This window comes from cf. Phormidesmis sp. LEGE 11477, assembly GCF_015207105.1.
Lineage (GTDB): Bacteria > Cyanobacteriota > Cyanobacteriia > Phormidesmidales > Phormidesmidaceae > Phormidesmis.
In genome coordinates, this window is record NZ_JADEXO010000098.1 from 1 (window position 1) to 24347 (window position 24347).

At 44.9% G+C, this 24347-nt stretch carries 17 protein-coding genes; 3 read left to right on the forward strand and 14 right to left on the reverse strand.

Annotated features, from left to right (window positions below; all coding sequences use genetic code 11):
• The first annotated feature begins 531 nt into the window (after window positions 1–531).
• Window positions 532–1137 (forward strand): type IV pilin-like G/H family protein, encoded by a 606-nt coding sequence (locus IQ256_RS21825; RefSeq protein ID WP_193857805.1) that lies wholly within the window; start codon window positions 532–534, stop codon window positions 1135–1137.
• Between the two features lie 118 nt (window positions 1138–1255).
• Window positions 1256–2044 carry a hypothetical protein gene (locus tag IQ256_RS21830; protein WP_193857806.1) on the forward strand — a complete coding sequence of 263 codons (789 nt, stop codon included), beginning with the start codon at window positions 1256–1258 and terminating at the stop codon, window positions 2042–2044.
• A 237-nt stretch (window positions 2045–2281) separates the two neighbouring features.
• Here IQ256_RS21830 and IQ256_RS21835 read toward each other — a convergent pair whose 3' ends face one another.
• The 14 genes from IQ256_RS21835 to IQ256_RS21900 form a co-directional block, all read right to left on the reverse strand.
• Complete coding sequence (locus IQ256_RS21835) at window positions 2282–4885, reverse strand: O-antigen ligase family protein (protein WP_193857807.1); 2604 nt, start codon at window positions 4883–4885, stop codon at window positions 2282–2284.
• A gap of 51 nt (window positions 4886–4936) precedes the next feature.
• Window positions 4937–7534: an O-antigen ligase family protein gene (locus IQ256_RS21840; protein ID WP_193857808.1), complete on the reverse strand. Its 2598-nt coding sequence runs from the start codon at window positions 7532–7534 to the stop codon at window positions 4937–4939.
• Window positions 7535–7564: 30 nt separating this feature from the next.
• Window positions 7565–9013, reverse strand: a complete 1449-nt coding sequence (locus tag IQ256_RS21845; RefSeq protein WP_193857809.1) for a sugar transferase — start codon at window positions 9011–9013, stop codon at window positions 7565–7567.
• A 93-nt stretch (window positions 9014–9106) separates the two neighbouring features.
• On the reverse strand, window positions 9107–9907 hold the full coding sequence (locus IQ256_RS21850) for a WecB/TagA/CpsF family glycosyltransferase (RefSeq protein ID WP_193857810.1): 801 nt from the start codon (window positions 9905–9907) through the stop codon (window positions 9107–9109).
• A 103-nt stretch (window positions 9908–10010) separates the two neighbouring features.
• The gene (locus IQ256_RS21855) at window positions 10011–11177 is read right to left on the reverse strand and encodes a glycosyltransferase family 4 protein (RefSeq protein WP_193857811.1); all 1167 of its coding nucleotides are present in this window, start codon (window positions 11175–11177) and stop codon (window positions 10011–10013) included.
• A 39-nt stretch (window positions 11178–11216) separates the two neighbouring features.
• Window positions 11217–12407: a glycosyltransferase gene (locus tag IQ256_RS21860; RefSeq protein WP_193857812.1), complete on the reverse strand. Its 1191-nt coding sequence runs from the start codon at window positions 12405–12407 to the stop codon at window positions 11217–11219.
• 8 nt (window positions 12408–12415) lie between these two features.
• Window positions 12416–13480 carry a glycosyltransferase family 2 protein gene (locus IQ256_RS21865; RefSeq protein ID WP_193857813.1) on the reverse strand — a complete coding sequence of 355 codons (1065 nt, stop codon included), beginning with the start codon at window positions 13478–13480 and terminating at the stop codon, window positions 12416–12418.
• A 27-nt stretch (window positions 13481–13507) separates the two neighbouring features.
• Window positions 13508–14344: a glycosyltransferase family 2 protein gene (locus IQ256_RS21870; RefSeq protein WP_193857814.1), complete on the reverse strand. Its 837-nt coding sequence runs from the start codon at window positions 14342–14344 to the stop codon at window positions 13508–13510.
• Window positions 14345–14502: 158 nt separating this feature from the next.
• Window positions 14503–15735, reverse strand: a complete 1233-nt coding sequence (locus IQ256_RS21875) for a glycosyltransferase family 4 protein (protein ID WP_193857815.1) — start codon at window positions 15733–15735, stop codon at window positions 14503–14505.
• Between the two features lie 1268 nt (window positions 15736–17003).
• Entirely contained in the window at window positions 17004–18155 is a 1152-nt protein-coding gene (locus IQ256_RS21880) for a hypothetical protein (RefSeq protein ID WP_193857816.1), read from the reverse strand.
• 24 nt (window positions 18156–18179) lie between these two features.
• Window positions 18180–19481, reverse strand: a complete 1302-nt coding sequence (locus tag IQ256_RS21885; protein ID WP_193857817.1) for a class I SAM-dependent methyltransferase — start codon at window positions 19479–19481, stop codon at window positions 18180–18182.
• Window positions 19478–20737, reverse strand: coding sequence for an ABC transporter ATP-binding protein (locus IQ256_RS21890; protein WP_193857818.1), 1260 nt, complete (start codon window positions 20735–20737; stop codon window positions 19478–19480). Before IQ256_RS21890 ends, IQ256_RS21885 begins: the two co-directional genes overlap by 4 nt.
• A 4-nt stretch (window positions 20738–20741) precedes the next feature.
• On the reverse strand, window positions 20742–21575 hold the full coding sequence (locus IQ256_RS21895) for an ABC transporter permease (protein WP_193857819.1): 834 nt from the start codon (window positions 21573–21575) through the stop codon (window positions 20742–20744).
• Window positions 21576–22337: 762 nt separating this feature from the next.
• Window positions 22338–23855 carry a glycoside hydrolase family 10 protein gene (locus tag IQ256_RS21900; protein WP_193857820.1) on the reverse strand — a complete coding sequence of 506 codons (1518 nt, stop codon included), beginning with the start codon at window positions 23853–23855 and terminating at the stop codon, window positions 22338–22340.
• A 253-nt stretch (window positions 23856–24108) separates the two neighbouring features.
• Here IQ256_RS21900 and rpsO point away from each other — a divergent pair.
• A partial coding sequence (gene rpsO / locus IQ256_RS21905) for a 30S ribosomal protein S15 (RefSeq protein ID WP_193857821.1) occupies window positions 24109–24347 on the forward strand: 239 nt, incomplete at its 3' end.

Below are 24347 nucleotides of genomic sequence, written 5' to 3' on the forward strand. Positions count from 1 at the left end.
CTTATTACTCTGGCGGACAAGCAGTATACAGCCGCTAGCGCTACTCACTGCCAACCCACCCCGCCCGTTGGGCACCCCTCCGGTGGAGGGGATCTACTTCAGGCTTGTGCATTTTGTTGTCGAGGTAATATGAATACGCCAAACATATATGAAACGTGTGGGCAACAACAACAAAAGTTTTTGTCAGCAAGTTATTTTGATTAGTGAGCGGGAAAAATAGCGTTGTAATGGATTCGTAATTGGGATTGCTTGTTAGTTTACGGTTTTTGGTACCGAAAAGTTACGGATAGATCTGTGTTCGAATTGTTCCGGCTTGTGTAAATAAGCTGACTGTTCAAGAAAATTCGAGGGGCAAGTTAAGTTCGGAGCGGAAAGCAAGTCATCCGGCATTCGGAACGACTGCATAAGCCAAACACATCAGAAGTTTCAACCATTGAGTTTCAATTGTTTTGAGATTTTCTGAGGTGCAGGCGGACAAGCTTGACTCAAGACAACACGCAACTTACCTCAAACATCACGGAGACAACTTCCATGACAACTAATCTAAAAGCAAAACTGCTTCAGCACTTCGCAGGCAAGAAAGCAAACGGCGGTTTTACTCTGATTGAACTTCTCGTTGTAATCATCATCATCGGTATTCTATCGGCTATTGCCCTGCCTTCCTTCTTGAACCAGGCAAACAAGGCAAAGCAGTCTGAAGCTAAGACTTATATAGGTTCCATGAACCGGGCTCAGCAAGCTTACTACATGGAAAATGGCACCATGGCAACCAATGCGCGGTTTGCACAGCTAGGCTTAGGTATCAAGGCACAGACTGACAGCTACGATTATTCAATTGTTGATGGAACTGCTGAACCGAATGGTAGCATTCCTTTTGTAGCTGCAGAAGCTGCTCCTAGAGATGCCGCCCTGAAACTGTATGCAGGGGGCGTGAAAGTTGCCACTATCGGCACTGGCGTCAACGTTGAAGCTACTACGCTAGCTACATTGTGTGAAGCGCTGCTACCAGCAGCGGCACCTGCGGCAGACGGTGGTTATGACGGGACTGAAGCCACTCCTATCGCTACTTACTTTACAGATTTAGACAACGTTGCTACCACTGATCCTGGTTGTGCAGCCACAATGAAGGCGCTCTAACAAATTAGTCTGACCTCTCCCTAAAAAGCATAGATAGGTGGCATATGCGGCTAGATGTTGCATATGCCACTCGCTGTTTGGAGTTCTTGACAGTCATAAACTTACAACTCGAGCCGCTATGAAAAAAGTCATTGTACAAGGCATTGCTTTTTTATTCTCTTTCAGTTATTTAGGATGGTTGCAAGTCTCTTACCTCAATCAACTCTCTTCTAACAGAACATTTCCGTTAGGAACAGAATTAAATAATGAGAAGAGCTATCAAGATAGGATCGCTTTGGGTAGTCGACTGCCGCATTTTGGCTTTAAAAATATTCGTGCTAACTTGACTTTTCTTCTATTCCTCCAATACTTCGGTGATGATGATGTGAGGAACAGAGAAGGGTATGGACTAAGTAGCGCTTTCTTTCAAAACATTATTACGGACGATCCATTCTACCAAGACTTCTACATTTTTTTAACTAATAGCGTCAGTATGAACGCTGCACAGCCAGAAAAGTCGGTTGAGCTGATAGAGAAAGGGTTATCTTCTTTGGCACCTGGTAAGCCAGAAGGCAGTTACTACGTCTGGAGGTATAAAGCCGTCGAAGAGTTACTCTTCCTAGGCGATCCTAGAGCCGCTGAACGCTCTTTTGAAACAGCTGCAAAATGGGCTAGCAAGTCCAGTCTTCCTGAAAGCGATATGATTGCTTCTATCTCTCAACAGACTGCTGACTTTTTAGCGCAAAATCCAGATAGCAAATCGGCACAAATTAGTGCGTGGAGCAGTGTATTAACAACGGCTGTTGACAATGAAACAAGAGAACGTGCCATCAATGAAATTCAAGCTCTGGGCGGTGCAGTCTCTATCAACGAGAACGGTAGCGTGAGCGTGAAATATGTTCAGGAAGAACAAGCTACCGAAAGTTAGTATTTCTCTTTCGGGCTACTTAATACTTATAGAATTGTGGATCTGAAAGCTGCTGTCGTGAGTACGTGTTTAGCGTACCTAAAATAAAAGCAGCATATTACGCTACCTGAGCGGAGTCGAAGGCACAACCTAGCCGGACTTCGACTCCGCTCAGCCCTCGGTTTCCATCTTCTCTAAACAGATACTGTCGTGAAGACAGCAGCCTTCTTAGAAAATAAGGCTTTTAGGTTTCGTTAACTACGCTGATAAGGCTGTTTTTAGCTCTATCATTAGTGACTCTAGGTCTGACGAGTCAGCAAGCGTAGGAAACAAAGACGACAGATAATTCGTTATCAGTATATTTTCTGAGGTGGCGAGGAAATCTCTAGGCAAAGGCCCATCGATATGGCGGCTGATGGTGCCAAAACCCAATCGCTGATTTCTGCGCTGGCGAGAGGGGCCGGACTGCGTCAGCCAGTTGTGAAAGTCAGAAGATAGCGCCTTACTTGCCTGGATGTTGGCAATCAGCCCAGAAATCTCCGTTTCGTCTAAATATGCGTAGGCAGGGATCTTTGATAGCGCAGAACGAAGCAATAGGTCGTTACTCGTCTCTAACTGAGCCCAGACGGATAAAATAGGGTGAGGCTTGATCTGTTTGCTCACGGCTATGGCCGTTTCGCTGCCAGGAAGCGTATCTGCCAAAACTAGCAAAGCGTCGTTTAGCTGAGTCGGATTATGAGCAAAGGCTGTTGCTGCCAAGTCATAGTCCCCTTGCCACCAGTGCAACATACCAAGCGTCTGATAGGCCGCAGATCTTTTGCTGTTAGAAAGATCAGAACTTACTTGCTGCTGTAGGTAGTTTTCTAAGCTAGTCAATACCTGTGAATACAATGCTGCTAGCTCTGTAGATCGCCAAATCGGGCTGGTCAATAAGATCGGCTGCTGAATGAGCGCGACAGTCATAGATTGAACCGCTAGCTCTAACTCCCCTTCTTGTAGCAAGCTGTAGCCTAACGCAAAGTAGATCCCGTTTTTACGTGGAACAAGCTTCGCAGCTTTTGTAAACGTCTCTGTTGCTTTCTGTGGGTCTGAGTTGACCAGCAGCCAGCCGAGGTTTGAATAGCCGAATTCTCGATTTGGGGAGAGTGCGATCGCCTTTTCAAACCATTTCACACTCTCTTGTCTCAGCGCTTCTTGCTTTCTGGCATCTGTGCTCTGAAACGCTAGCTCTCCTAAATTCCATCCTAGCTGATAGGGATAATAGGGCTCCCAAGGCGAAAGCTCATGCGCTCTTTCTAGATATGCGACAAAGCTAATAGTATCTTCTTTCTGAAGTGCTAAAAAGCCTTGGCTAGAAAGCATCCAGGCCCGATGAATAGGATATAGCCAGATAGAAACCGCTGCAATGATGCCTATACCAAAGAGTCCGCCTATCTTAGAAAGATTATTAGGTACCCGCTTTGTTCGAGACTGCGCGTCTGTAGAAGCTAAAGTTGGTCTATGACCAGAGATTACAACAGCAACTGCGATGATAATTGAACCCGTAATGCAGATATTGTCCAACTGGTAATCAATCAGCGAATAGACTACATAGCCTGCTAATCCGCTGACAAGCGCGGTCAGTAGAATTGGTGAAACTGACGAAGCTAACAGTGAAGTGTTATCTGATAAGGTTTGTTTTCTGTATTGTCTGATGATGATGACTGCCAAAGCTACCAAACTAGCTATCGCTAACGCCACACCAATTAACCCTAACTCTGCCCAGAGCTGAGCAGGCGTACTATGCAATTGGAACGTCAGTTCAGCTTCCCTTCCAGCCCAGTCTGGTCGATACTTCTGATATAGGAGCGTCACGCTGCCGAGTCCAGCTCCGAAGATAGGATGGTCCAAGCCCATATACCAGCCTGTCGCATTCGTTATTACTCGATAGAAAAATTCACTGCTGCCTGCTAAGCCTGCTTCTTGACTAGTCAGCGCAGAAAAAAGATCGCGAATACGTGAGGTGCTAAAGCCCCAAAATGAAAGCAAACCCAGACCGATAATACCTGCGCTCAGCAGTAACCTCCGCAGCCTAGGATAAAGCCAAAAAGACAAGCACAGCGCCACCATCAAGCTGGTGGCTAAACCAAACAAACTGCCTCGTGAAGAGGTACTGTATAGCGTCGCCAAGCTAAGCACAAACCCAAGGCTCCAGACAATCCGCCGCCAGCTAGATTGCACCAGAGCTAGACCCAGCAATAGAGGAATCGTTAGCAGTAGGTATCCGGCGACATAGTTTTGGTGCCCTAGAGGATGCCAGTTCTGGATATTGAGCTGCTGTAAATCGACAGTTGTTTCTATGCCGTAGCCTTTAAGTATTTCTATATTTTGTAAGTAAGGGCGAACCGTTTGAAGATACCAGCTAGTGAGGCTAAGACTACTGAAGACTATACATAATCCGCCCTGGAAAGTAAGCAAACGCTCAACTCGTGATGTAGAAGTAAGCCAAGAGTTGAGTGCGTAGAGAAAGGCGATCGCGCAGAGAGCAGCCCAGCTATACCAAAAAGCCTGATGCGAAAACTGAGCAAACGCCGCGCTAAGCACAAAACTGCAACACCAAGCGCCAGCCAGCCAGTCTAACCAACCGCCAAGCGGACGAAAAGAGCGATTCCATAGCTGCATCAATAGCGCAATCGGCCCTAGCATTAGCCCTACTTGCCAGAGAAACACCCAGGGCCACTTCACCATTAGCCCGCTGCTGTTGGGTAATAGCGTGAACAGCGTGTAGAAGATGACGATAGAAATTGCGATCGCGACTGGGAACAAACTGTGTGATCGCGAAGTATCAGAAGTGGCGGCGGTGATAGGCAGACGGTTACTCATTGTCAATAGGTGTTGTGGAATTTGACTAGCTTGGCTGGCAATAATAGATCACTAGCCATTGCTGAAAGGATGTATAGCTAGCTCGCGATCGCTTAAGTCAGCTATCTCACGATCCAATTGTGAAAATTCACGGGGAGGAGCGGAGAACAGGTTTAGCTGATCTAGCAAGTAGCTATCGCTGAGCCCATCAGCAGATAGAATCTGCGTTATGTCGTTAGCAAATCGATTGCGATAGGCAAAGGCCAATCCATGGCGAACCTTGTCGGCTTTAGGAGAGTTTATAGAGATCAGCCATTCTCTAAGATTCTGATGAGTCTGAATATCTTTGATAAGAAGCTGTTTTTCTGCTTTTGTGAGCGATCCTTCCTCTAATACATCGCTGAGATATTGTTCTGGATCTACCCAAGCTCTGAGAAGAGAGAGCCTACTTACTTGCTCCGCTGACGTTATGTCTTGCGAACTTAAGACTTCAGTCAAAACTGCTAAGCGTTTCTGGGTATCTTGACCAGCGGTCGAGCTAAGTTCTACAACAGCTTGGTGCTCAGGGCGTAGGCTTTTTATCTCGTCTGTTGAAACAGATTGTCTAAACCACCATTTGGTGAGAATAATTTGCCGGTTTAGCCAGCGATATTGAATCGAGTCGGGGGGTATTCTGGCTAGAATGCTTTGCCAGATGGCTAGTGTTTGATCTAAAACAGCCGGTAGGTATTCGGAGAGTAGCGGCTGTTTCCAGATAGGGTCGGTCAGAAAGCTAGGATTAGCAAGGCTTTCTAACGTAAACGCTATGCTTGCCTGAGCTGGCTGATTTTGATTGAGATAAGCATGACCTAGCGTGTAGTACGTAGCGTATTGACCGCGCGGCAGCAAGGCGACAACGTGATGCAAATATTGCCGAGCTTGATCGGGCTGCGTTTCTAATAAGAGAACGGCCAGATTTTGATTCAACCAAGCATCGTTAGGTGAGGCTTTTACGGCTGCTTTCAATGAGTCAATTGCCTCTTCGATCAGAGTCTTTCGGTTAGCTAGAGTGGTAGATTGTTTTGCTAACGTAACTAGCTGTTGAGCAGATAGGGCTGCGAAAGTCGGATCTGAAGGCATTAGCAGACTAGCTTTTTCCCATTCGGTATCGGCGTCGGCAAAGCGATAGTTTTGTATATCTCGATCGGCGGCGCTTGCGAGGTAAAAGCTAGCATCTACTCTTGCCCACGCTTGAATAGTTAGGCTCAGATACAGCAATAAAAAAAGCCCTATTAATCGACGATAATGATGAGAAATAGGGGGCGCGCAGTCATTGACTAAATACTGATCCGCGAGAGCGATTAGCAGAGCCGCTGTGATCACAAGAGTAGTCGTGATGCCAATATTTTCTAGCTGGTAGTCTGTTAGGCTCGAAATGCTATAGGCAAACCAGCTAGAACCGATACTGTACAAGAGAATGCGATCGCTCTTCTCGGCAGCTTCTTCTACTTTTTCTTTGGCTATAATCTTTCTATGTAAGCTGATGCCAATTTTGAGTAGTGCCCCTATCCACAACAGATACGCACTAAATCCAACAATACCAAGTTCCGCTAGAACCTGTGCTGGCGTATTGTGCAGCTGCTGTACAAGCTCTAATCCGCTACCCGCTTCTATCGGTCTGTAGCGAGCGTATATACGTGAGAGGTTGCCAGGGCCAACGCCTAAAACTGGATGATCTCTGAAAATATTTTGACCTGCTTTTAGCATAAACAGCCTGTCTTTCGTCGGACCATCGGCAATGTGCTCTATGGAGATCTGACGACTGGTTGTGGGGAACTGAGAGGCGAGCGATCGCACTCGGGGATTACTGAAAAAGATCCCGATAAGAAGAGAGCATAGCAAACCAGCAATCATCCATTTCTTATAGGCTGGTAAGTGATAATTTGCTAAGAAGAAAACCAAACAGAGCATGCCAAGTGCAGTGACACCAAGCAGCGCACCGCGTGAGCCGCTGATATACAATGCGATTGCGTTGAGAGCGATCGCGCCATAGCCTATCCAGCACCATTTCCCTACTTGAGTCAGCGTCAGCCCTACGACTAGCGGTAGCAGCAGCAGACAATAGCCGCCTACGAAATTGTGGTGACCTAGCGGCCAAGGGTTTCTAATTGCTGCATAGAAATTTTGGCTTGTCCACATTGCTAAGGTAGGTCGCCAGAAAGCAATGCTGATAACGTTTGTCAGCGTTCCAGTAATTACCAGAGCAGACCAAAGCTTCTTGACCAGATTAGGAGATTGTCGTAGCCAGTTGACGCTTATGTATAAAACGAGACCATAGCTAATAAATAGGAGAAAGTTTAATCCGGCGACCGTCCTGAACTGAGCTGTGACTACAGACAGGCCACCGCCAACAGCGAAGATGCTAGCTATCCAGTCAAGGTGGTGACCTAATAAAGAGAGCGGACGAGCAAACTGACGACTCATCCATACGCCCCAGCCGACTAGTAAAACAAATGCAGCTTGCCACCACAAACAGTAGGGCCAGCCCACCATCAGTAGATAACTGTTGGGTAACCAACTGAAGCTGAATAGCGCTAGCAGTCCAGTCATTCCTAACCAGGCACCCTGCCAGCCGACAGCTTCACGAGAGTAGCCAGATCGAAACCAGCGCAGGCGACTAGAAGATTGCATGAGCAACGAAGAAAACTAAGGCAAGCGGCCTTAATATGCCCCTTTCCCCAAGCAAACTATTTTGATGGTTTCTAATAGGATCTCCAAATCTAGATTTAGCGACCAGTTGTCGATGTAGTGAAGGTCTAGCCGAATTGCGTCATCGAATGTCTTGATGTTGGCCCGACCTGAAACTTGCCACAGCCCAGTGATGCCAGGCAGTACCTGGTGGCGTACATGGTGCCAAGGCTTGAATAATGAGGTGTCTCTGAGCGGTAGTGGTCGTGGCCCTACTAGGCTCATTTGGCCGAGTAATACGTTAAATAGCTGCGGTAGTTCATCGAGGCTGGTACGCCTGAGCAGTTTGCCGATGGCGGTAATTCGGGGGTCACTCTCGATTTTGAACATGACACCATCAGCGTTTTCGTTACGCTTCTCTAGGCTAGCTTGTAACTCAGGTGCGTTGATCACCATCGTACGGAATTTCCAGACGTGGAAGACTTTGCCATGAAGTCCGGTGCGCTCTTGGCGGAAAAACACTGGGCCAGCAGACGAGGTTTTGATCGCGATCGCAATCCCTAGAAAAAGAGGCGACAGCATAACGATCGCAACAACCGAAAGCACCAGATCAAACCACCGCTTTAGCCGATAGTCAAATCCTCTGAAAAAGGAGGATTCGATTCGGAGCGTAGGCAGGCTAGCAAATATTTCAGGAATGCCCCGGCGATAGATCATCTCCCGGCTAGAGGGCAGCAGCCTGAGCACAATGCCTACACTTCGTAGCTGCCAGAATAGGCTAGAGGCGAGTTCGGCATTAGGAATCTCTTCGGCTAGGACTTCTTTGGGACGGTGTCGGAGAATAGATTGAAGAATGGCCGGTGAATGGGCTGTAGATGCGATCGCCGCGCCCACAATCCGGTAGTCGTGTTGCTGATCTACTATTTGGGAAAGCGTTTTGAGCCGCTGGGCAGGCGCAATCAAGAAAACAGTTGTCGCACTGTTCCAGGTATCTAGCTTAGTCAGCAGCAGGTTCGTTAGCAGCCGAAAGAGAAAGACGCTGAGTACACTGCCTAGCCAAGCCGAGAGAAAGAGAGAGCGTGGCAGATTTAGATGCGGATCGTAGAAATAAAAGAGAATGAGAGAGCTTAGGTAGATATAGCTAACTAGCTGCGTGGCTTTTGCATAGTCTTTGACGGCACTGGTACGGCTATACAGTCGGTAGTGGGCGAATGTGACGACAGTAGAAAAAACAAGTAGCCAAAATAAGCTGGGAAGTCCTAGCCAAGTCCACCAGATGAAGGCATGGGGTATGGGCGAATAGAATTGATTGAGGAATTGAGCTAGCTTCCAGGCTATGGCGATCGCACTGATGTCGGCGCAAACTAGGCTAATTCCTCTTATCCGAGTTCGCTTGAGGCTCTGAGGTTGGCAATGCTTTCGTGATGCGCGAATATCTGCCTGCAACCCAAGCTTTTGAACGTTTGTTGGGTGCGGATTCATAAGGCGATCATCAAGCAACTAAAACGAAGCAGCTACACCAAGATGGCTAAAGGAAAGTAGCTAAACCATTGAATAATGATGTTTCATAGCCGATTAGGTCTGTGACTTTTGCGTACGGTGGCGTCGCAGATAACGGCCAACATGATGCTGTAATAGCTGCCTAGAAAATAGGAACACAAAGGCAACATTCGTGACAAGATACCGTCGCCAAAGCCGTCTTGGCTCTTGAACAAGTCGAAAGCACCATTCAAGCCCTGCTTTCATCATCCATCTGGGCGCTTGAGAAACTTCTCCACTATGAAAGCGAAAGGCAGCGCCGACACCAATCATTACGGCATCTAGCTTACCCATCTGGCGATGCATCCACTCTTCTTGCTTCGGGCAACCTAACCCTACGAAGACAACGGCAGCACCAGACTGTTTGATTCTTTCGATATCAGCTTCTTCTTCTGCTAGGGTAAGCGCTCTAAACGGCGGGGAATGAGTCCCGGCAATTTTAAGATTTGGGAAGGTGGCCTGTAGCTTATTGGATAGCTTTTGTAGGGTTTGCGGTGTACCGCCATAGAGATAGATAGAGAGATCTGCGGTGGCGGCGCGACCGCACCAAGCGAGCATCAAATCTGGGCCATACACACGCGACTGATGCTTTACTCCTAGCCAGCGCATACCCACCACCAGAGGCATACCATCTGGGGTGACGATAGCAGCTTGGTTGAGAATGTTGCGATATTGCTCGTGCCAGTAGGCAGTCATCACGACATGGACGTTAGCGGCGATGATGTAGCTCGATTGTTTGGATTGGGCTAGGGTTTGGATGCGATCGCAAGTAGTCTGATAGGTGATTAAGCACACCTTTGTACCTAAAATATCTATACTGCGATTGTGATCGCCCATTGATACAAATCAGTGAAGGACTGCTTCTAGGCTTCACTGATTTACAACAACTTCTATCACTTGTAAGCAACAAAGTCGGCTAAACGTAGGCTGAAAAGTATTTCTACTGATTCTGGGGCACTTGCTTAGAATAGTTGGAAGCTTCTCCCCTTAAAGAAAGGGCACCACTAACTTCTTCAAATATCATATCCACTACCTGGGCACAGGGATACAACGGCTCGACACTAGGGGGGGCAAGCTTGCCCGTGACTGCCTTGATTAACAGTCTTTCAAAGGCTGCCGAATCTAATGGGTCAAAAATATTTTCTATCGGTAAAATTTCAGAAGCACAGCCCGCGTACTTTGAAGCGATTACCGGCAAGCCTGACCATAGCGCTTCATTAACCACTAGTCCCCAAACATCCTCCCGCGTTGGGAAAACCAGAACGTCTGCGCTTTTATAAATAGATGGCATAGCTTCAGGTGGCTGAGCGGGCAATATAGTCACATCGTCTAGGTTCAGATGGGTGGATAGGTCGACGAGCGATTCTTTCTCGATACCGCTACCTACAATCAAGATAGAAAACACATAGCCTTGCTGCTGCACTTTTGCCGCAGCTTTCAAGAACAAATCTATGCCTTTTCGTTGAATCAACTGCCCTGTATACAACAATACTGGAGAGGGTGAAAGCGTCAGTGAAACGGGGATGTGCGGATCTATAAACTGACTCTCATCAACGCAGTTTTGAATTTGGAGGATGTGCGATCGCGCAACACCCAGACCTTCGACCAAATACTCTGTCGTCGTCTCTCCGTAACTGATCCACCGAGTCACGCGCTTAAATACAAAGTGACGTATAAGCTTCTTCAGCAAGCCACGTTTCTGTTCCGTGAGAAGCGTTCCCCCCCAAAGTATCCAGACAGGCTTTCTGGCAATAAACCCGTACAGCAAAGCTGCAAGGCTGCGAAATCCCATCTCAGCAGAAATAACGGCATCTGGGCGAATCCTTAATAGCTCATAAAAGTACCCAGGATTGATATGTAGATAGCGGGGGTCGAAAGCCTTTCCTTGTCTTCGCTCAAAGAATTGCAGTGTCACTCCCCAAACTTTGCGAATGCTGATGTTGGGTAGTTTCTCTTCTAGAGCGCTCCAGGTATCGCGGTTAGATTCTTGACCAGAAAGAAGTAGGTAGGTGGGAATGCGATCACCTAAGCGTTTGTAGATAGGCACTCGGTAGGGCGTTATCAAGTTATTAAGAATAGCAAGCTTGTAAGGCGCTTTTTCAGACATGAACTAGATAGGCTCTCAAGCCTCTGGAGTAAGTAAGAACTAAGCCTGGGCAATTAACACTGAGTACAGATCTTCTAACAGTTTAGTTTGGCGTCGAATATCAAACTTCTCTCGAACCCTACGGATACCCTTTTGGCTCATACCCTGCCAGCGTTCTGAATCCTTCAAAAGAGATATCAACCGTGTTGACAGCGCATCTACATCCTTCCCCGGAACTAGAAAGCCAGTTTGATTATGAGCGACAGCTTCTGGTATACCACCAATATCAAAAGTAACAACAGGTAGTCCCATAGCCTGAGCTTCAATGAACACCATGCCAAAAGCTTCTGTATGTCCAGTCTTTGCTGTAATACTGGGAACACAGAAGACTTTTGATCTATTCATCCATTCTCGAACAACTTCAGGGGATTGAAAGCCCAGAAATCGATATTTCTTGAGCCGCTGCTGTGCCGACGACTCTAGCTGGCTTCTTAACGGACCATCGCCCAGCACGACGAGTTCTGCATCAGGAAAGATAGACTGAACCTTAGACATTGCGCGGATTAGATAGTTACATCCCTTTACCTCGACCAACCGTCCGACAAACAACACGGTAGGAGTTCTTCGAACATGTTCATCGGGTGTGAATGTACACGTATCAATTCCGGTATAGTGTGTTGATATCTTCTGAGGTGGAAAGGCTTGTTCTATCAAGAGCTTCTTGATGTAATTCGATACTGCAATGAAGTGAGTAGCTTTCTTCCTTAGATTGTTTTTGCGTAGAAGATATATAAGCTGACTTAAGGATTCCCGCCACGCGTAGGAAGGCTTGACAGTGAGACCGTAGCCATGAAACGTGACGACTAGCGGAATATTCAGCGCTTTAGAGATTGGGATTGCTCGTACTGCATCAGGGCCAAAATGTGCATGAACTAATTGAGGAGACAGCATTCTTAGATTGTCTATAAGAAAAGGAGAAAACCCACAAATTTTGTACGAAGCCTCACTTATTTTTTGAGGTAGTCCAGGCCCGCTAGCTGTCAATACTTTCTTCGACGGTAACGACAGACCAGGAACGCGACGAAACCCGACGTAGCAATAGTTGTAGGAGCGTAGGTGACTAACCTGCTCACGAATAAACGTTTCGGAACGAGGAAGCAGGTGGTTCCTGTAGACGATTACGGTATTCTTTTGGTCACCGTTAACAGAACACTCTTCGCGGAGTCCATAATTGCGTTCGTTGCTATGCATTTTGACCTTTAGCCAGTCAGAGGGCTACTAGATACGCGAAACTGTAATCGTAAATAAGCCTGTATTAGTCTCGCAGAGAGTGTTTTAGGTGCAATTACCATGCCAAGAAACCACATAAGCCAAAGTGATTTTTTGCGTATACTTATGTCCGAGTCTATGACTGCACGACTAAAAGTTCTGAAGGAAACTGGTAGGCTACGACCTTCTCTCATCTTCCACAGCGATACTATCTTAGCTAGATAGTATCGCTGACCCAACCTCCACTGTTTAGCGTTGACCTTTTCTTTCTGAAGACTGGCGTACTTTTCCATCGCTAGGCACCGCTGCTTATACTGACATACTTGATACCTCAGCTTTTCATAGCTCACATTATTATTCCAGTAGTTGTTTCTACTGTGTAAACGGTATATGCCTGTGGGTTCCTCAACGGTAGCGAATTCGCCAAAAAGAGGAGAAAGCGTAAATAAATAAGCATCCGCAGACTTTCGATAGAGCGTCTCAGGCATCGGTAAAACCTGACATAGAAAGTATCTGCTCCAGAAATTTCCTGACATAGGCGGGCTAGGATAGCTTGCTGGTCCCTTACTAAGGGCGACGCTTCTTAGACAACCGCTGGGCAACTGCTGATAAGGAAACCGTCTAGCATTAGTCGCACTATCATTAGAGCGAATGAGCAAAGGAGCCTGCACTTTTGCTAATTCGCTCTCTGCTCTATATACAGCAGACATACAAACGCTGACAGCAGTAGCGTTGAGGATGTCATCAGCATCTAAGATAAGAACGAACTTCCCCTTGCAGACAGAGAATCCGCAATTGATAGCAGATGCCTGTCCTCCGTTCTCTTTTAAGATAAGAATAACGAATTTTCTATACGCTTCCAGAATTCTAAGGGAGCCGTCAGTCGAGCCATCATCCACTACTACAACTTCAATATTGGGGTACGTTTGACGCAGAGCACTATCTATAGCCTCTTCTAAAAATTCAGCATAGTTGTAGTTATTTATAATGATACTGACCAGCCATTCTTCTTTTTTACTGTTGTTTATAGGCTTTTCTATCATTTGTCTAGCCATGTAGTTAGAGTGTTTAAGAACAATACACTAACGCTGTACTGAATTTGATAGCTGACTAGGCAGTCGTTTCCATATCCAACTACGACCTCGACGAGTCGCTTTAAAAAAACTGTATTTCGCGGCTAGTTCTAAACGTTTCCATAATGGAAAGTCTCGACGATACTGCTTGATCACTCTTTCAACGCGTAGAGGACTTTGACCGCTCTTTATGCTTTCAACAGTTTTAGTGTTTTCTAGCATATGATAATTCCCCAAAATCTTGTCAAGATAGGCGACATTAGCAACGCGAACAGCGCGAAATAGAAAATCGACATCCAAAACGTAATGCTCTTTGATGTCGTATGGACCAATAAGATTATGCAGGGAAGCATGGTAGAAGTAAGCGCTAGGATTGATAGGGAATGGATTAACATGAAATCCCAATAGCAAATCTTCTAACTGTAGTTTGGTAGGACGGTTGACCGATAACTTGAGGCCCTTATCATCCCAAACGTTGCAATTGCCCACAAGCAGCGAGGGTTGTGGAAGCGTCTGAAAATAGAAGATCGCGCTGTTCAATGCATGAGGTTCATAATAATCATCAGCATTGAGTAACCCAACAATCTGACCTCGAGCTAATCCTAATCCTTTATTAATTGCATCTGACTGTCCTTCATCAGGCTCAGAGATCCAATGGATGTGATTGTACTGATTAGCATATCTCTGAATAATTTTGACAGTTCCATCCGTAGACCCACCATCTACAATGATGTGTTCTACCGACTTGCAATACTGACTAATGACATTCTCGATACATTCGCCAATAAACAATCTACTATTGTAGACAGCCGTTATAACACTAAGCTGAATAGGGATCTCACTCATAGGATCAACTAACCTACCTATTGGCAGAGTTTATTGTCATAGAAATCTGGAAATTAAAATGGATAACGACTTGCTTTCTCTTGAATAGGGAGAGTCTATAAAAGGATTCCCTTCATCTGTACTCAAGTCAACGTAAGTCGATATGTTGAAATAAGGAGCTATACTGCATCGCGATCTTCTATTAGTTCTGCATACAGAGCTTTATAGCGTTTTGCTTGAAGCTCGATTGAGTACTCGTCTATGGCAATAGCTCGGCAGTGTAGTGACATTCTCTGCCGTAACGAAGTGTCTTCTAACAGCTCAACTATTTTAGAAGATAGTTCAGTTGCATCTTCGGGTTTTGCTAATAATCCTGTAACACCTGGTCGAACTAGTTCAGGAACACCACCGGTGTTAAAAGAGATCATGGGTGTACCACATGCCATACTTTCCTGTAAAACAAGAGGAAGATTGTCTGCGCGCGTTGGAAAAATGAATGCGTCAGCGGCAGAGTAAGCAATCGCTTTCACCCGAGAACCTCCTACATATCCAAGAGAGATGACGGGAATGCCAGTGCTACTAAATAGGCTGTCACTGCTCTCTCCTAAGACTAGTAAAACGAGGTTCTCAATTAATGATCTGGGTAGCTGTTGTATGGCGCTTAGTAGTAAGTCGCCTCCTTTTCGAGGGTCATTTAAGTTTTGAGCAGCAAATAGTAGAATCTTCTTACCAGTAGAGATCCCGAGCGATCTTCGACAGAGGTCGCGATCAAGTGGTTGAAATGCTTGTGTATCTAAACCATTTGGAATAGTACGAATCTGCAATTTCCTTATGATACTTTCCTTTGCTAGTTTAGATAGCCAGTAACTTGGACTTACAACAACCAAGTTCGATCTTGTGAAAGTCCACTTTTTAAGTTTCCACTCTATGGTAGTGCTATCACGTGCAGCTTTAGGATAAGTAGCAATCGCAGGACATTTACCACAGCCTGTACGCCACCGCTTACACTCAAAGCTGTAAGCACAATGTCCTGTAAAGCTCCACATATCATGCAAAGTTAACACGGCTGGCTTTTGTCTGGTTAGTTTGGGTAATGCAAGATAATTAAAATAATCGCCGTGTACGTTGTGGAAGTTAAGAACATCCGCTTCGATGTAGAAAGGATGACTAGGTATATTAAAAGTACTTGTGTGATTGACGTAATTTAAGCCCACGTAGTAGGCTACGCGAGAACTTAGGCTATCTAGATAGCGTCTTCTTGGTATTGACGCCACTAAGCTACTATCTGATTGTTGTCTGTCTACTAGCAGTTTAGATTGAACATCTTGTGAGAGAAGAGCCTTATGAAGGCGGTGAGCTGCGATCGCGGCCCCGCCAGCAATATCAGACTGGTTTATGTGTAGGACGTTCATACCTTCCCTTCTATTTTTCTAAGAGAAAATTAGATAACCATACTTCTCTTATATGAGTGTTTGTCAACTTACGAATCAACAAATGATTTTCACTCATGTGAGAAGAACTTTATGAGAAATTGAATGCAGTCGAAACGCCAGTATTCTTTGGTTTGCCTTAACGGTATGCTTTAATGAACTCTCTAATCTGGACATCCCAAATGGTAAAGGAAAGGGTGATGGTGTAGTTCGTTTTTTGGTTGAGTCCAAAATCTGCCTTAAAGCGGAGCAATACTCTTTACTATCTATCAGCATAAGGTCATTCGAATCTATCCGTATTCTTTCACCTTTTAGATAAACGAGCTGAGGAAAATGCGTTCGGCTACAGCTAGCTAAAATAGCCTGATAACCCGCTATTAAATACTGTGGAATAAAAAGTGCTTTGTAATCAGAGAAACAATTAAGCATACCCACTTTACAGTCGCTTTTCTTGAATACGCTTTTATCAGTGTATAGTAATAATTTGGCTTTAGAGTATATATATATGCTAGGAAGGCTATCCGAATGGTAACAAGTTCTTCTTAGCTGATTGCAAAGATGCATATCCACTTCATTCAGGAAGGAAATTATCTTATTGATGTAGTCTCTTACCAAAGCTATTCTCTCCTCCTCTCTCGAAGACAAGATAGTACGTCTAATCGATTCTGTATCAAGCAAAACAGGCAACTTGTGTAACAGAAATTGATTGCTTCTAATAGCTGACTCAAGAAGATTGTGCATAAGCGCTAGCGCGCGACGCATACCTATCTTACTATTATCTAGGTCTGAGGCTGCAATACGCATAAAGCTATTCCAAGCAACATGCTGCATCGTAGTATGAGAAAAACATGACTTATATTTTCTTTCTCTAAAATATTCACTCAGCTTATCGCATGCTCCTGAAATGAATGTGCATTTGGACAGTGTATGGACTTTTAAGCTGGATGATATTAAGGACTCGCTAATGATTACAGGCGGATGCACGAATAGAAACTGGAGAGACTCACAGCTACTTATGACTTTACCTGACTCTTCTATTGTACGAACAAGATATTGATCGCTTGTTATGATCAATAAGTCTAAGTCTGATATCCCCGGATTTCTAAGTTTTCCAAACTTATAAAAAAAGAGATTACAGCCGATTCTACTCGATAATGTCTTAATGAATTTAGCTAAACCTGTTTCGTAAAAGCTAACATCTAAAGTAGGAATGTCGAATACAATCTCCTTGGGCTGATAGTTTATTATTTTCAAGGCTTTCCTGTACCTATAGCCGACTTAGCATCTAAAACAAAGGTATCAACAGACTTATGAAATTCGTTCAAATAGGACTCTAAGGTACTTTCACTAATTCTCGGGGACATCAAACGTTGGATTCTTTCTGCCTGCGACCTTTCTCGGGCAAAAACATCCGAAAAAGCACAACCTATAGTGATCATCTCTCTATTCTTGTCAAGAAAGTCACCGAAGTCATTACGAATATCACTTGCAAAATCAATTACAGATAATGATCTCTCAGAAAAGAGTTCTTCTGACCTTCTAATTGCATCAGGCTTGGAAATTAAAATACCTTTGTACTGAAAAATGTATGCTGGGAGCAAGAGAATTTCTCCTACTAAACATTTTAATTCGAACAATTTAATGTAATGTTTTTGTCTAATCCTCAACATTCTTAGTTCGATGGCCTTAATGGTTGCAACTGCATTTTTAAGAAAACCTTCCACAGTATTAGAAACTCTGAAATCAAGATTGCCCTGTCCAACCACCAAAGCAGCATGCTCTAGCACGACTAACGGACAATAGCTTTGGTCATACAAAAATGTGTCAAATTCTGATATAACCCAATGCCCATGGTGCTGAAATGGATCTACTTCTTGAAATTTTCGTGAAACATGTGACAGAGTTTTTATGTTCTTGAGGAAAATTTCCGTCGACTCCCAAGCTTTTTTGTGTACAACAACAAAGTCATCAATATCGGAAAATGGTGTATAAGTGTGGTCTGCCATACTCCCATGAAGAAAAATTGTGGTGCCCTCGATGCTAGATGCACTAGAAAAAACGGCAGGAACATTTTTGAATCTTCCCTTATACAATTCTGCGTCAATTGTACTTGTGATGTTTACATAGATGTTTGCAGCATTTTGTGAAAGCAAGGCTTCTGATATAGGATCCTCAATAAAGTTCAGAAAATAGATCCACGAATCAAGGCTTCTGAAATTTCCAAAATCCTCTTTTATTCCCAAGCTATCAACTATTTTTGTCAGCTTTTTACGTTGCACACGAATTTTCCTTTCCTTCAAACGGTTTGTGGAATCGAGAAGTTCCCCGTTGTATGCCCTGCCCAAAAACGTTCTGATGATTAACAACAGTTCTGATGCTGTGTCTACATTCATTCGCAGCATAGTTGTTTCGGTAAGTATAGATTCCTAAAGTTTCTTGAAGAGTAGTATTTCGCGGTTGTTGTAGGGACAATCCCAGGTCTTCATAAAAGAAAACTTGCTTGAAAACTCGCGAATCATGTTCGTCTTACTATACCAATCATATTTTTTATTCGGCTCCGCTGCTATCCATTCCGCTACATATTTATCCGAAAGGGGAATGAATTCTATTAATGCATATCTACCCGTATATTGAACAATAACGTCACGAAGCACCCTAAAATTTACTCCATTTTTGAACACGAGATGATGCGCGATTGCGAAAGAGAGCGTCATCTCTGATTTCAGTCTTTCATAAGAGTTGGCGTAGAAAAGTCCAACTCCGAAGGGTGCTGTAGGTCTAAGATAGTCTATCAATAAAGCTGTAAGAGGAAGACTTTTCTCTTTCGCTTGTTCTCGTAGAAAATCAATCGAATATTCATCTACATCGGTTGCTATCACGGGAATACCCCTTTCTGCTATGGGAATGGAAAATTCGCCTCTGTTACATGCCATGTCTAAGCAAGACGTAATATTTACTTCGCTTAGGAAATCATTTATAACTTTGTGTTTCCACATAGCAGGCTGATAGTCTGACCACTCTCGTTTGATATCAAAAAGGGAGAATCTAGAAACTCTGTCCTTTAGAGAGATTATAGTTTTTTGAAACTTCTCAGCGTTCTCATTTCTTTTCCTTAGTTCAGGCATCAATAAAAACGGGATGATAGAGGTAAGACCTGCCTTCTTGCCGAAGCCTGTTGGATGCTCTTTCATCGCAGAATAGGCTAGAGATCTACTAATCTTGGTTCCAATCCACAGAGGTATATAAAACTGTTTATAGAATTCTCTCAGCCATGCTCTAGGTGATACCTTGCTTACGTAGTCAATAGACCCATAGTCTAAAAAAACTGGTTTGCTATAGTCGAATGTAACGTTCCAGGGATGAGAATCCTTTAAAGCTAACCCCATATTCAGAAGCTTTAAGTTTATATCGCAAGAGAGTACAGCAGCCTCTTGCAGCATCGCTAATGTCCATTCTTGACCATAAGAGATACAGTCTATCTTTTTATGTTTTATTATGTGCTCTAATCCTTCAATATCGATGTCAGCTTCTTCAGTGGCGACAAGTCCAGTTCGTTCTAGATCTGCTAGTAGACTACTTTTCAGCTTATTGAATATTTCGTAACATCTAGAATCAATATGCCTATATACACCATTGTCAAACGTAAATACAGTGCCTGATTTATCCATCCACGAACTAGAAACTACTTTTATATCATCTGCGTTGATGGACCGATTTGTGGTCTTCATTGGATTCTCCACGAGTGTCTGATGAGAACCTTCGCCAGCCTAGGCTCAAATGTCTTACCAATTCCAAAGAAGTTAGAGTCTGAAACAGTAAATTGAGCGGCATCTTTTATGTAGTCCTCAAGAATAGATTGTTGATATAGCGCAAGATTTATTCTATATTGACCAGGAACTAAATTCAGGTGTTCCGTTTCGCACTCTATCTCTCCTGATGCACGCATCAGCTTTGTGAAACTACCTGAGACATCTGTGTCCAAGCGGATGATGCCAGCATTCATTTGATCGTACACACCAATGATTATTCTAGGATTTCTTACTCTCTCTTTTGATTCATACTTTATGAATATTTTGATTCTCTTATTCTTCGATAGGTCTCCGCTATTGTCTTCAGACTCTGAGACTCTAACCTTCGTAGCCTTGAATCGGCCTAAGCCCTCGCGGTCTCTACGATCTCTCAGATCAGAAATATTACGGCTAGTAGACGATTCCACATATAAACGAATTGCTTCGTCAATATTTCCTCTGTAGATAGCTTTCCCCCCGTCTAAAACTAATGAAGATTTGCATAGTGCATCTATCGAACCTATATTATGACTAACAAAGAGAACTGTTCGACCTTCCTGACTAGCTACGTTCTCCATCTTTCCTAAACATTTTTGCTGAAATGCTATGTCTCCTACTGCTAGTACTTCATCAACGACTAGAATTTCTGGTTCTAAATGAGCAGCGATAGCGAATGCCAATCGTACATACATTCCAGAAGAATAGCGTTTCACAGGAGTGTCTAAAAACCGTTCAACCTCAGAAAAATCAACTATTTCATCAAATTTGCGAGAGATCTCAGATTTTCTCATTCCTAGTATCGCCCCGTTAAGAAAGATATTTTCTCGTCCGGTCAGCTCAGGATGAAAACCAGTTCCAACTTCTAGCAAACTTGCTATCCTTCCTCGAACCTCCGCGAATCCTATTGTAGGCTCAACAATCCTACTTAGAATCTTGAGCAGCGTGGATTTTCCTGCGCCATTCCTACCTATTATGCCAACTACATCGCCTTGCTTTACTTCAAATGATATATCCTGTAGTGCCCAAAAATCTTCTCTCTTGCGAAGAACTTTATTGCGCCCGGTAACAACATAGTCTCTGACAGAAACAGTTTTCCTAGCTAAAACATCTCTTAGAACAGTATATTTTTCTGCCTTTTGATGCTTTAGTATATATTTCTTGCCTAGCTTCTCAACTCGAATAACAGTGTCAGACATAGCCTTAAATCACATCTGCGAATGTTCGTTCCATCTGACGAAAGTACAGGACTCCACTTGTTAGAACAACTATGACGAAGAGAACAGAAATAGAGAAACCAGGTATATAAAGAGCTCTCTCATCTCCTAGAATTGACCATCGGAATCCATCAATAACTCCTACCATAGGATTTATAGAGTATAGAAGCCGCCATCTATCTGGGATAACGTTACTGCTAAAACCAACAGGAGAAACGTACAAACCAAATTGGATCAGAAACGGAACAACATATCGAAAGTCTCTATACTTTACATTCAGAGCCGCTAGCCATAATCCACCGCCCATAGCAGATGCAAATGCAATTAGTATAAAAATGGGGAGTGCTAATATTCTCCAGCTAGGAGTAAAGTTAAACCACGCCATAAGACCTAATAAGATTGAGCTGGAAATGAAAAAGTCTACAAAGCTGACAATGATAGCGCTAATTGGAATCACTAATCTTGGAAAATAGACTTTGGAAATCAAGTTGGAGTTGCTAATTAGACTATTGCTACATTCTGAAAGGGCACTAGCAAAAAAATGCCAAGGAAGCATTGCAGAGAACACAAGAATTGGGTAAGGTGCGTCACCGTCTGAGGGCAAGTTAGCAATTTTTCCGAACACGATAGTAAACACTACCATAGTCAAGAAGGGGCGAATTAAAGCCCATGAAACACCAATAAATGTCTGCTTGTATCGAACTAGTATGTCGCGCCAAGCAAGAAAGTAAAACAAATCTCGGTAACGCCAAATATCTTTCCAATACTGGATCTCGGTATACCCTGCCTCGATTCTTAGATAGTGTTTAGGCTGCTCCATGAGACTGTAGAGATTTTTCTAGCTTTGTATGATTCAGATTGCCCCTGTTGAATTTGTTTCTATCATATTTTATTGATGGATTTATTCTCAGTTGCGGTTCAAGGCGATCACACTTCTCTAATCCTTCCTCATCTAGCTAGCGTCACTCACCAAGCTCTCTGACGAACTCCTGATGAGACGAGTGATCACTCCCTTGCTTCAGCGTTTCCAGAACCTGAGCAAGATTGCTCGCTATGAACGCTTCAACGTTTAGCCATAGCCTAGGAAAGGCTATAGAGAATGCCGGCATCATCTTAAGTGCGGGAAGATACGAAGCCCGCGCTTAAGCTAAATCAAACAATCAATCGACTGCTGGCTTGTCCCGCAATATACTCCTGCACTCCATTTTGTCGATAGATCTGCTCTGTGTCATGTAGACTAATGAGCGGCACTACTCGCAGTGATTTCTACAATTAGCTCTGGTGCGCCTCAATATAATTGTCTGTGCTGATACGCGCTCGCCCACCACTATCTTCGTTGATACACAACAATATACCTGGCTAAGGTTAACCATCCGTGTCTAATCGAACAGGTGTGTTGTTGCAAACCACTACCCCCTGGTATCAGCCCAGTAGATTCCTAACCAACTATTAGCTTTGCTTTTTGAGATCGGGCATCGCTGCATAATATTTCTTTAGCTCGCTACGAGTGAGCCTATCTCCGTTTTCTAGGAGAAGAAGCGTTGTGTTCGTATCGCGGATAGTTGTGACCATCGCCGCTAATCTAAAGCCTGTCACCTCTCTGCGGCGCTGATGCTATCGGAGCAGTGGCTGCTGGTGCGGAGGCATTTTGTTGCTCCTGACCGTGGAGTCCAGCCAGCATTGACTGCACTTCTCCGTGCAAGTTATCGGCAGCAAACAGCGCATACCCTTCTGTTGATAAATCTTTTAGCAGCTGTAGCTGATTGCGGGCTTCGGCGGCAGGCAGGTTGAGCAATCTAATGCCGGGAATGACTTTGGTAGAACGATAGCTAGATTCTACGGTCCACGGTCGAACCAGTCCTGAAAATTCTTCGACCGTGTTGGCATAGCTCATCAGCACGATCCAATCCAATAAGCCTTGATCGGCCCAGTCTTCCCAGTCTTGCTGAATCGCGAGCTGGCGCTGGTAGGTGCCATCAGCGAAAACGGCGGCTGAGAGCTTTAGATCGGGGCGAAGGCGTTGCAGGCGACGAGAAGCCTCGCTGACGAAGGTGGTGATCTGCTGGGTGCGAAAGGCGGTCCACTGGTTCCAGAGGTAGGCTTTGGCAGAGTCGCCGCCGTTGCGGGGGCTAAGCGTGATTGGATCGACGCCTGTGAGTTTGAGGAATTTTTCGCGGGCGGCAGTGCCATAGCCGAAGTGTCTACCACCGTAGGCGTCTTGGAATGGATAGCGCACGTAGTCGAACTGGATGCCGTCTACGTCGTATCGGGCAGCGATTTCGGAGAGCAGTTCGAGCAGATACTGGCGGGCCTCGGGGTTTGCCGGATCGAGGAAGGTTTTGGTTTGGCCTGGAATGATCAGGTTGCCTCTGCTGTCAAAGCCAGCCCAGTCAGGGCGAGCGCTAAGAATAGGCCCTGGATAGCTCATCGGCTGGCCAACGATCCGGTTGTGCGCCTGGTTGCCGACGGCGAAGAGCCACACCCAAGCGTGAATCTCCATGTCGTGGCTTTTGCCCAGATCGATAGCGGCCTGTAAAGGGTCCCAGCCTTGGATCAGCGGATTTCTTTCGGGCGCGATCGCACTTTCATAAATTGGATAGCCCGCATTCACCGTCTCGACGAATACTGTGTTGATACCTGCTGCCTTAAAGCGGTCAAAGACCTTTGCCAGCTCCTTGGCAGATCCTGCATTGACGATGGTTTCGCGATCTAGCCAGATAGAGCGAACGTTGGGCCGGGTGATCGCGTTTGCTAGTTCAATGGCTTCTGGGGTAGTCGGCGCGGCAGTCGGTTCCAGATTGCTTTCTAAGGATTTAGACTCGGCAACCTCCGTGTTAGAAGGTTTAGCCATGGAGGCGGCCATTTTGGCTGCCCGCCTAGATAGTACCGAGGACGGCGTGGAGTGGACAGATGGCTGCTGGCCAGACTGATCGCTAGACTGCTGGCTGGCAGTGTCTATCTGTGCAGTTTGGGCGAAGACTAGGATCGGTGCGATCGCACAAAAGGCAAACCCAGCCAGTCCGAGTACAGCGCCACCATATATATGAGCACGGCTTCTCTTCTTTGGGCGAGGCCGGATAGAAAACAGGCGGTTGACCATAGAAATGCTGAGCAGGCCCAAAACCTGAATAAAAAAACAGAACTAGCAAAGGCTGTGTTCTGATCAAAATTCCCGGATGAGCGCTTAAGCTATCAACAAAACCTGTTGTGCTAATCCGTCAGTCTTGTGGCCATCAGCGCTAGAAACATTAGTCTTGGGTAAGCGGGCAATTTTTGATTTTTGAGGTCCTGATAGCCTGTGATATCATTGAGAACTGCTACATTCACACTTTGTCTAATCATTAATCAAGCCTATGGCTCTGCTACAAGAACGCAAACAAGAAATCATTGCTGAGCACCAGGTCCACGAAACGGACACTGGATCGGCGGACATTCAGATCGCAATGCTGACCGATCGGATCAACACCCTTAGCCAGCACCTTCAGAAGAACAAAAAGGACTATTCTTCTCGGCGGGGCCTATTGAAGATGATTGGCCAGCGTAAGCGCCTATTGGCTTACCTGATGAAACAAGATGCTGAGCGCTACAAGGC

Bases quoted from the DNA above. Each gene is read 5' to 3' on its own strand.
- IQ256_RS21880 (WP_193857816.1), bottom strand. From the start codon at position 18,155: ATGCTGCGAATGAATGTAGACACAGCATCAGAACTGTTGTTAATCATC.
- IQ256_RS21840 (WP_193857808.1), bottom strand. From the start codon at position 7,534: ATGCAATCTTCTAGTCGCCTGCGCTGGTTTCGATCTGGCTACTCTCGT.
- IQ256_RS21845 (WP_193857809.1), bottom strand. From the start codon at position 9,013: ATGAATCCGCACCCAACAAACGTTCAAAAGCTTGGGTTGCAGGCAGAT.
- IQ256_RS21855 (WP_193857811.1), bottom strand. From the start codon at position 11,177: ATGTCTGAAAAAGCGCCTTACAAGCTTGCTATTCTTAATAACTTGATA.
- IQ256_RS21850 (WP_193857810.1), bottom strand. From the start codon at position 9,907: ATGGGCGATCACAATCGCAGTATAGATATTTTAGGTACAAAGGTGTGC.
- IQ256_RS21865 (WP_193857813.1), bottom strand. From the start codon at position 13,480: ATGGCTAGACAAATGATAGAAAAGCCTATAAACAACAGTAAAAAAGAA.
- IQ256_RS21895 (WP_193857819.1), bottom strand. From the start codon at position 21,575: ATGGAGCAGCCTAAACACTATCTAAGAATCGAGGCAGGGTATACCGAG.
- IQ256_RS21900 (WP_193857820.1), bottom strand. From the start codon at position 23,855: ATGGTCAACCGCCTGTTTTCTATCCGGCCTCGCCCAAAGAAGAGAAGC.
- IQ256_RS21860 (WP_193857812.1), bottom strand. From the start codon at position 12,407: ATGCATAGCAACGAACGCAATTATGGACTCCGCGAAGAGTGTTCTGTT.
- IQ256_RS21870 (WP_193857814.1), bottom strand. From the start codon at position 14,344: ATGAGTGAGATCCCTATTCAGCTTAGTGTTATAACGGCTGTCTACAAT.
- IQ256_RS21885 (WP_193857817.1), bottom strand. From the start codon at position 19,481: ATGAAGACCACAAATCGGTCCATCAACGCAGATGATATAAAAGTAGTT.
- IQ256_RS21890 (WP_193857818.1), bottom strand. From the start codon at position 20,737: ATGTCTGACACTGTTATTCGAGTTGAGAAGCTAGGCAAGAAATATATA.
- IQ256_RS21875 (WP_193857815.1), bottom strand. From the start codon at position 15,735: ATGAACGTCCTACACATAAACCAGTCTGATATTGCTGGCGGGGCCGCG.
- IQ256_RS21830 (WP_193857806.1), top strand. From the start codon at position 1,256: ATGAAAAAAGTCATTGTACAAGGCATTGCTTTTTTATTCTCTTTCAGT.
- IQ256_RS21835 (WP_193857807.1), bottom strand. From the start codon at position 4,885: ATGAGTAACCGTCTGCCTATCACCGCCGCCACTTCTGATACTTCGCGA.
- IQ256_RS21825 (WP_193857805.1), top strand. From the start codon at position 532: ATGACAACTAATCTAAAAGCAAAACTGCTTCAGCACTTCGCAGGCAAG.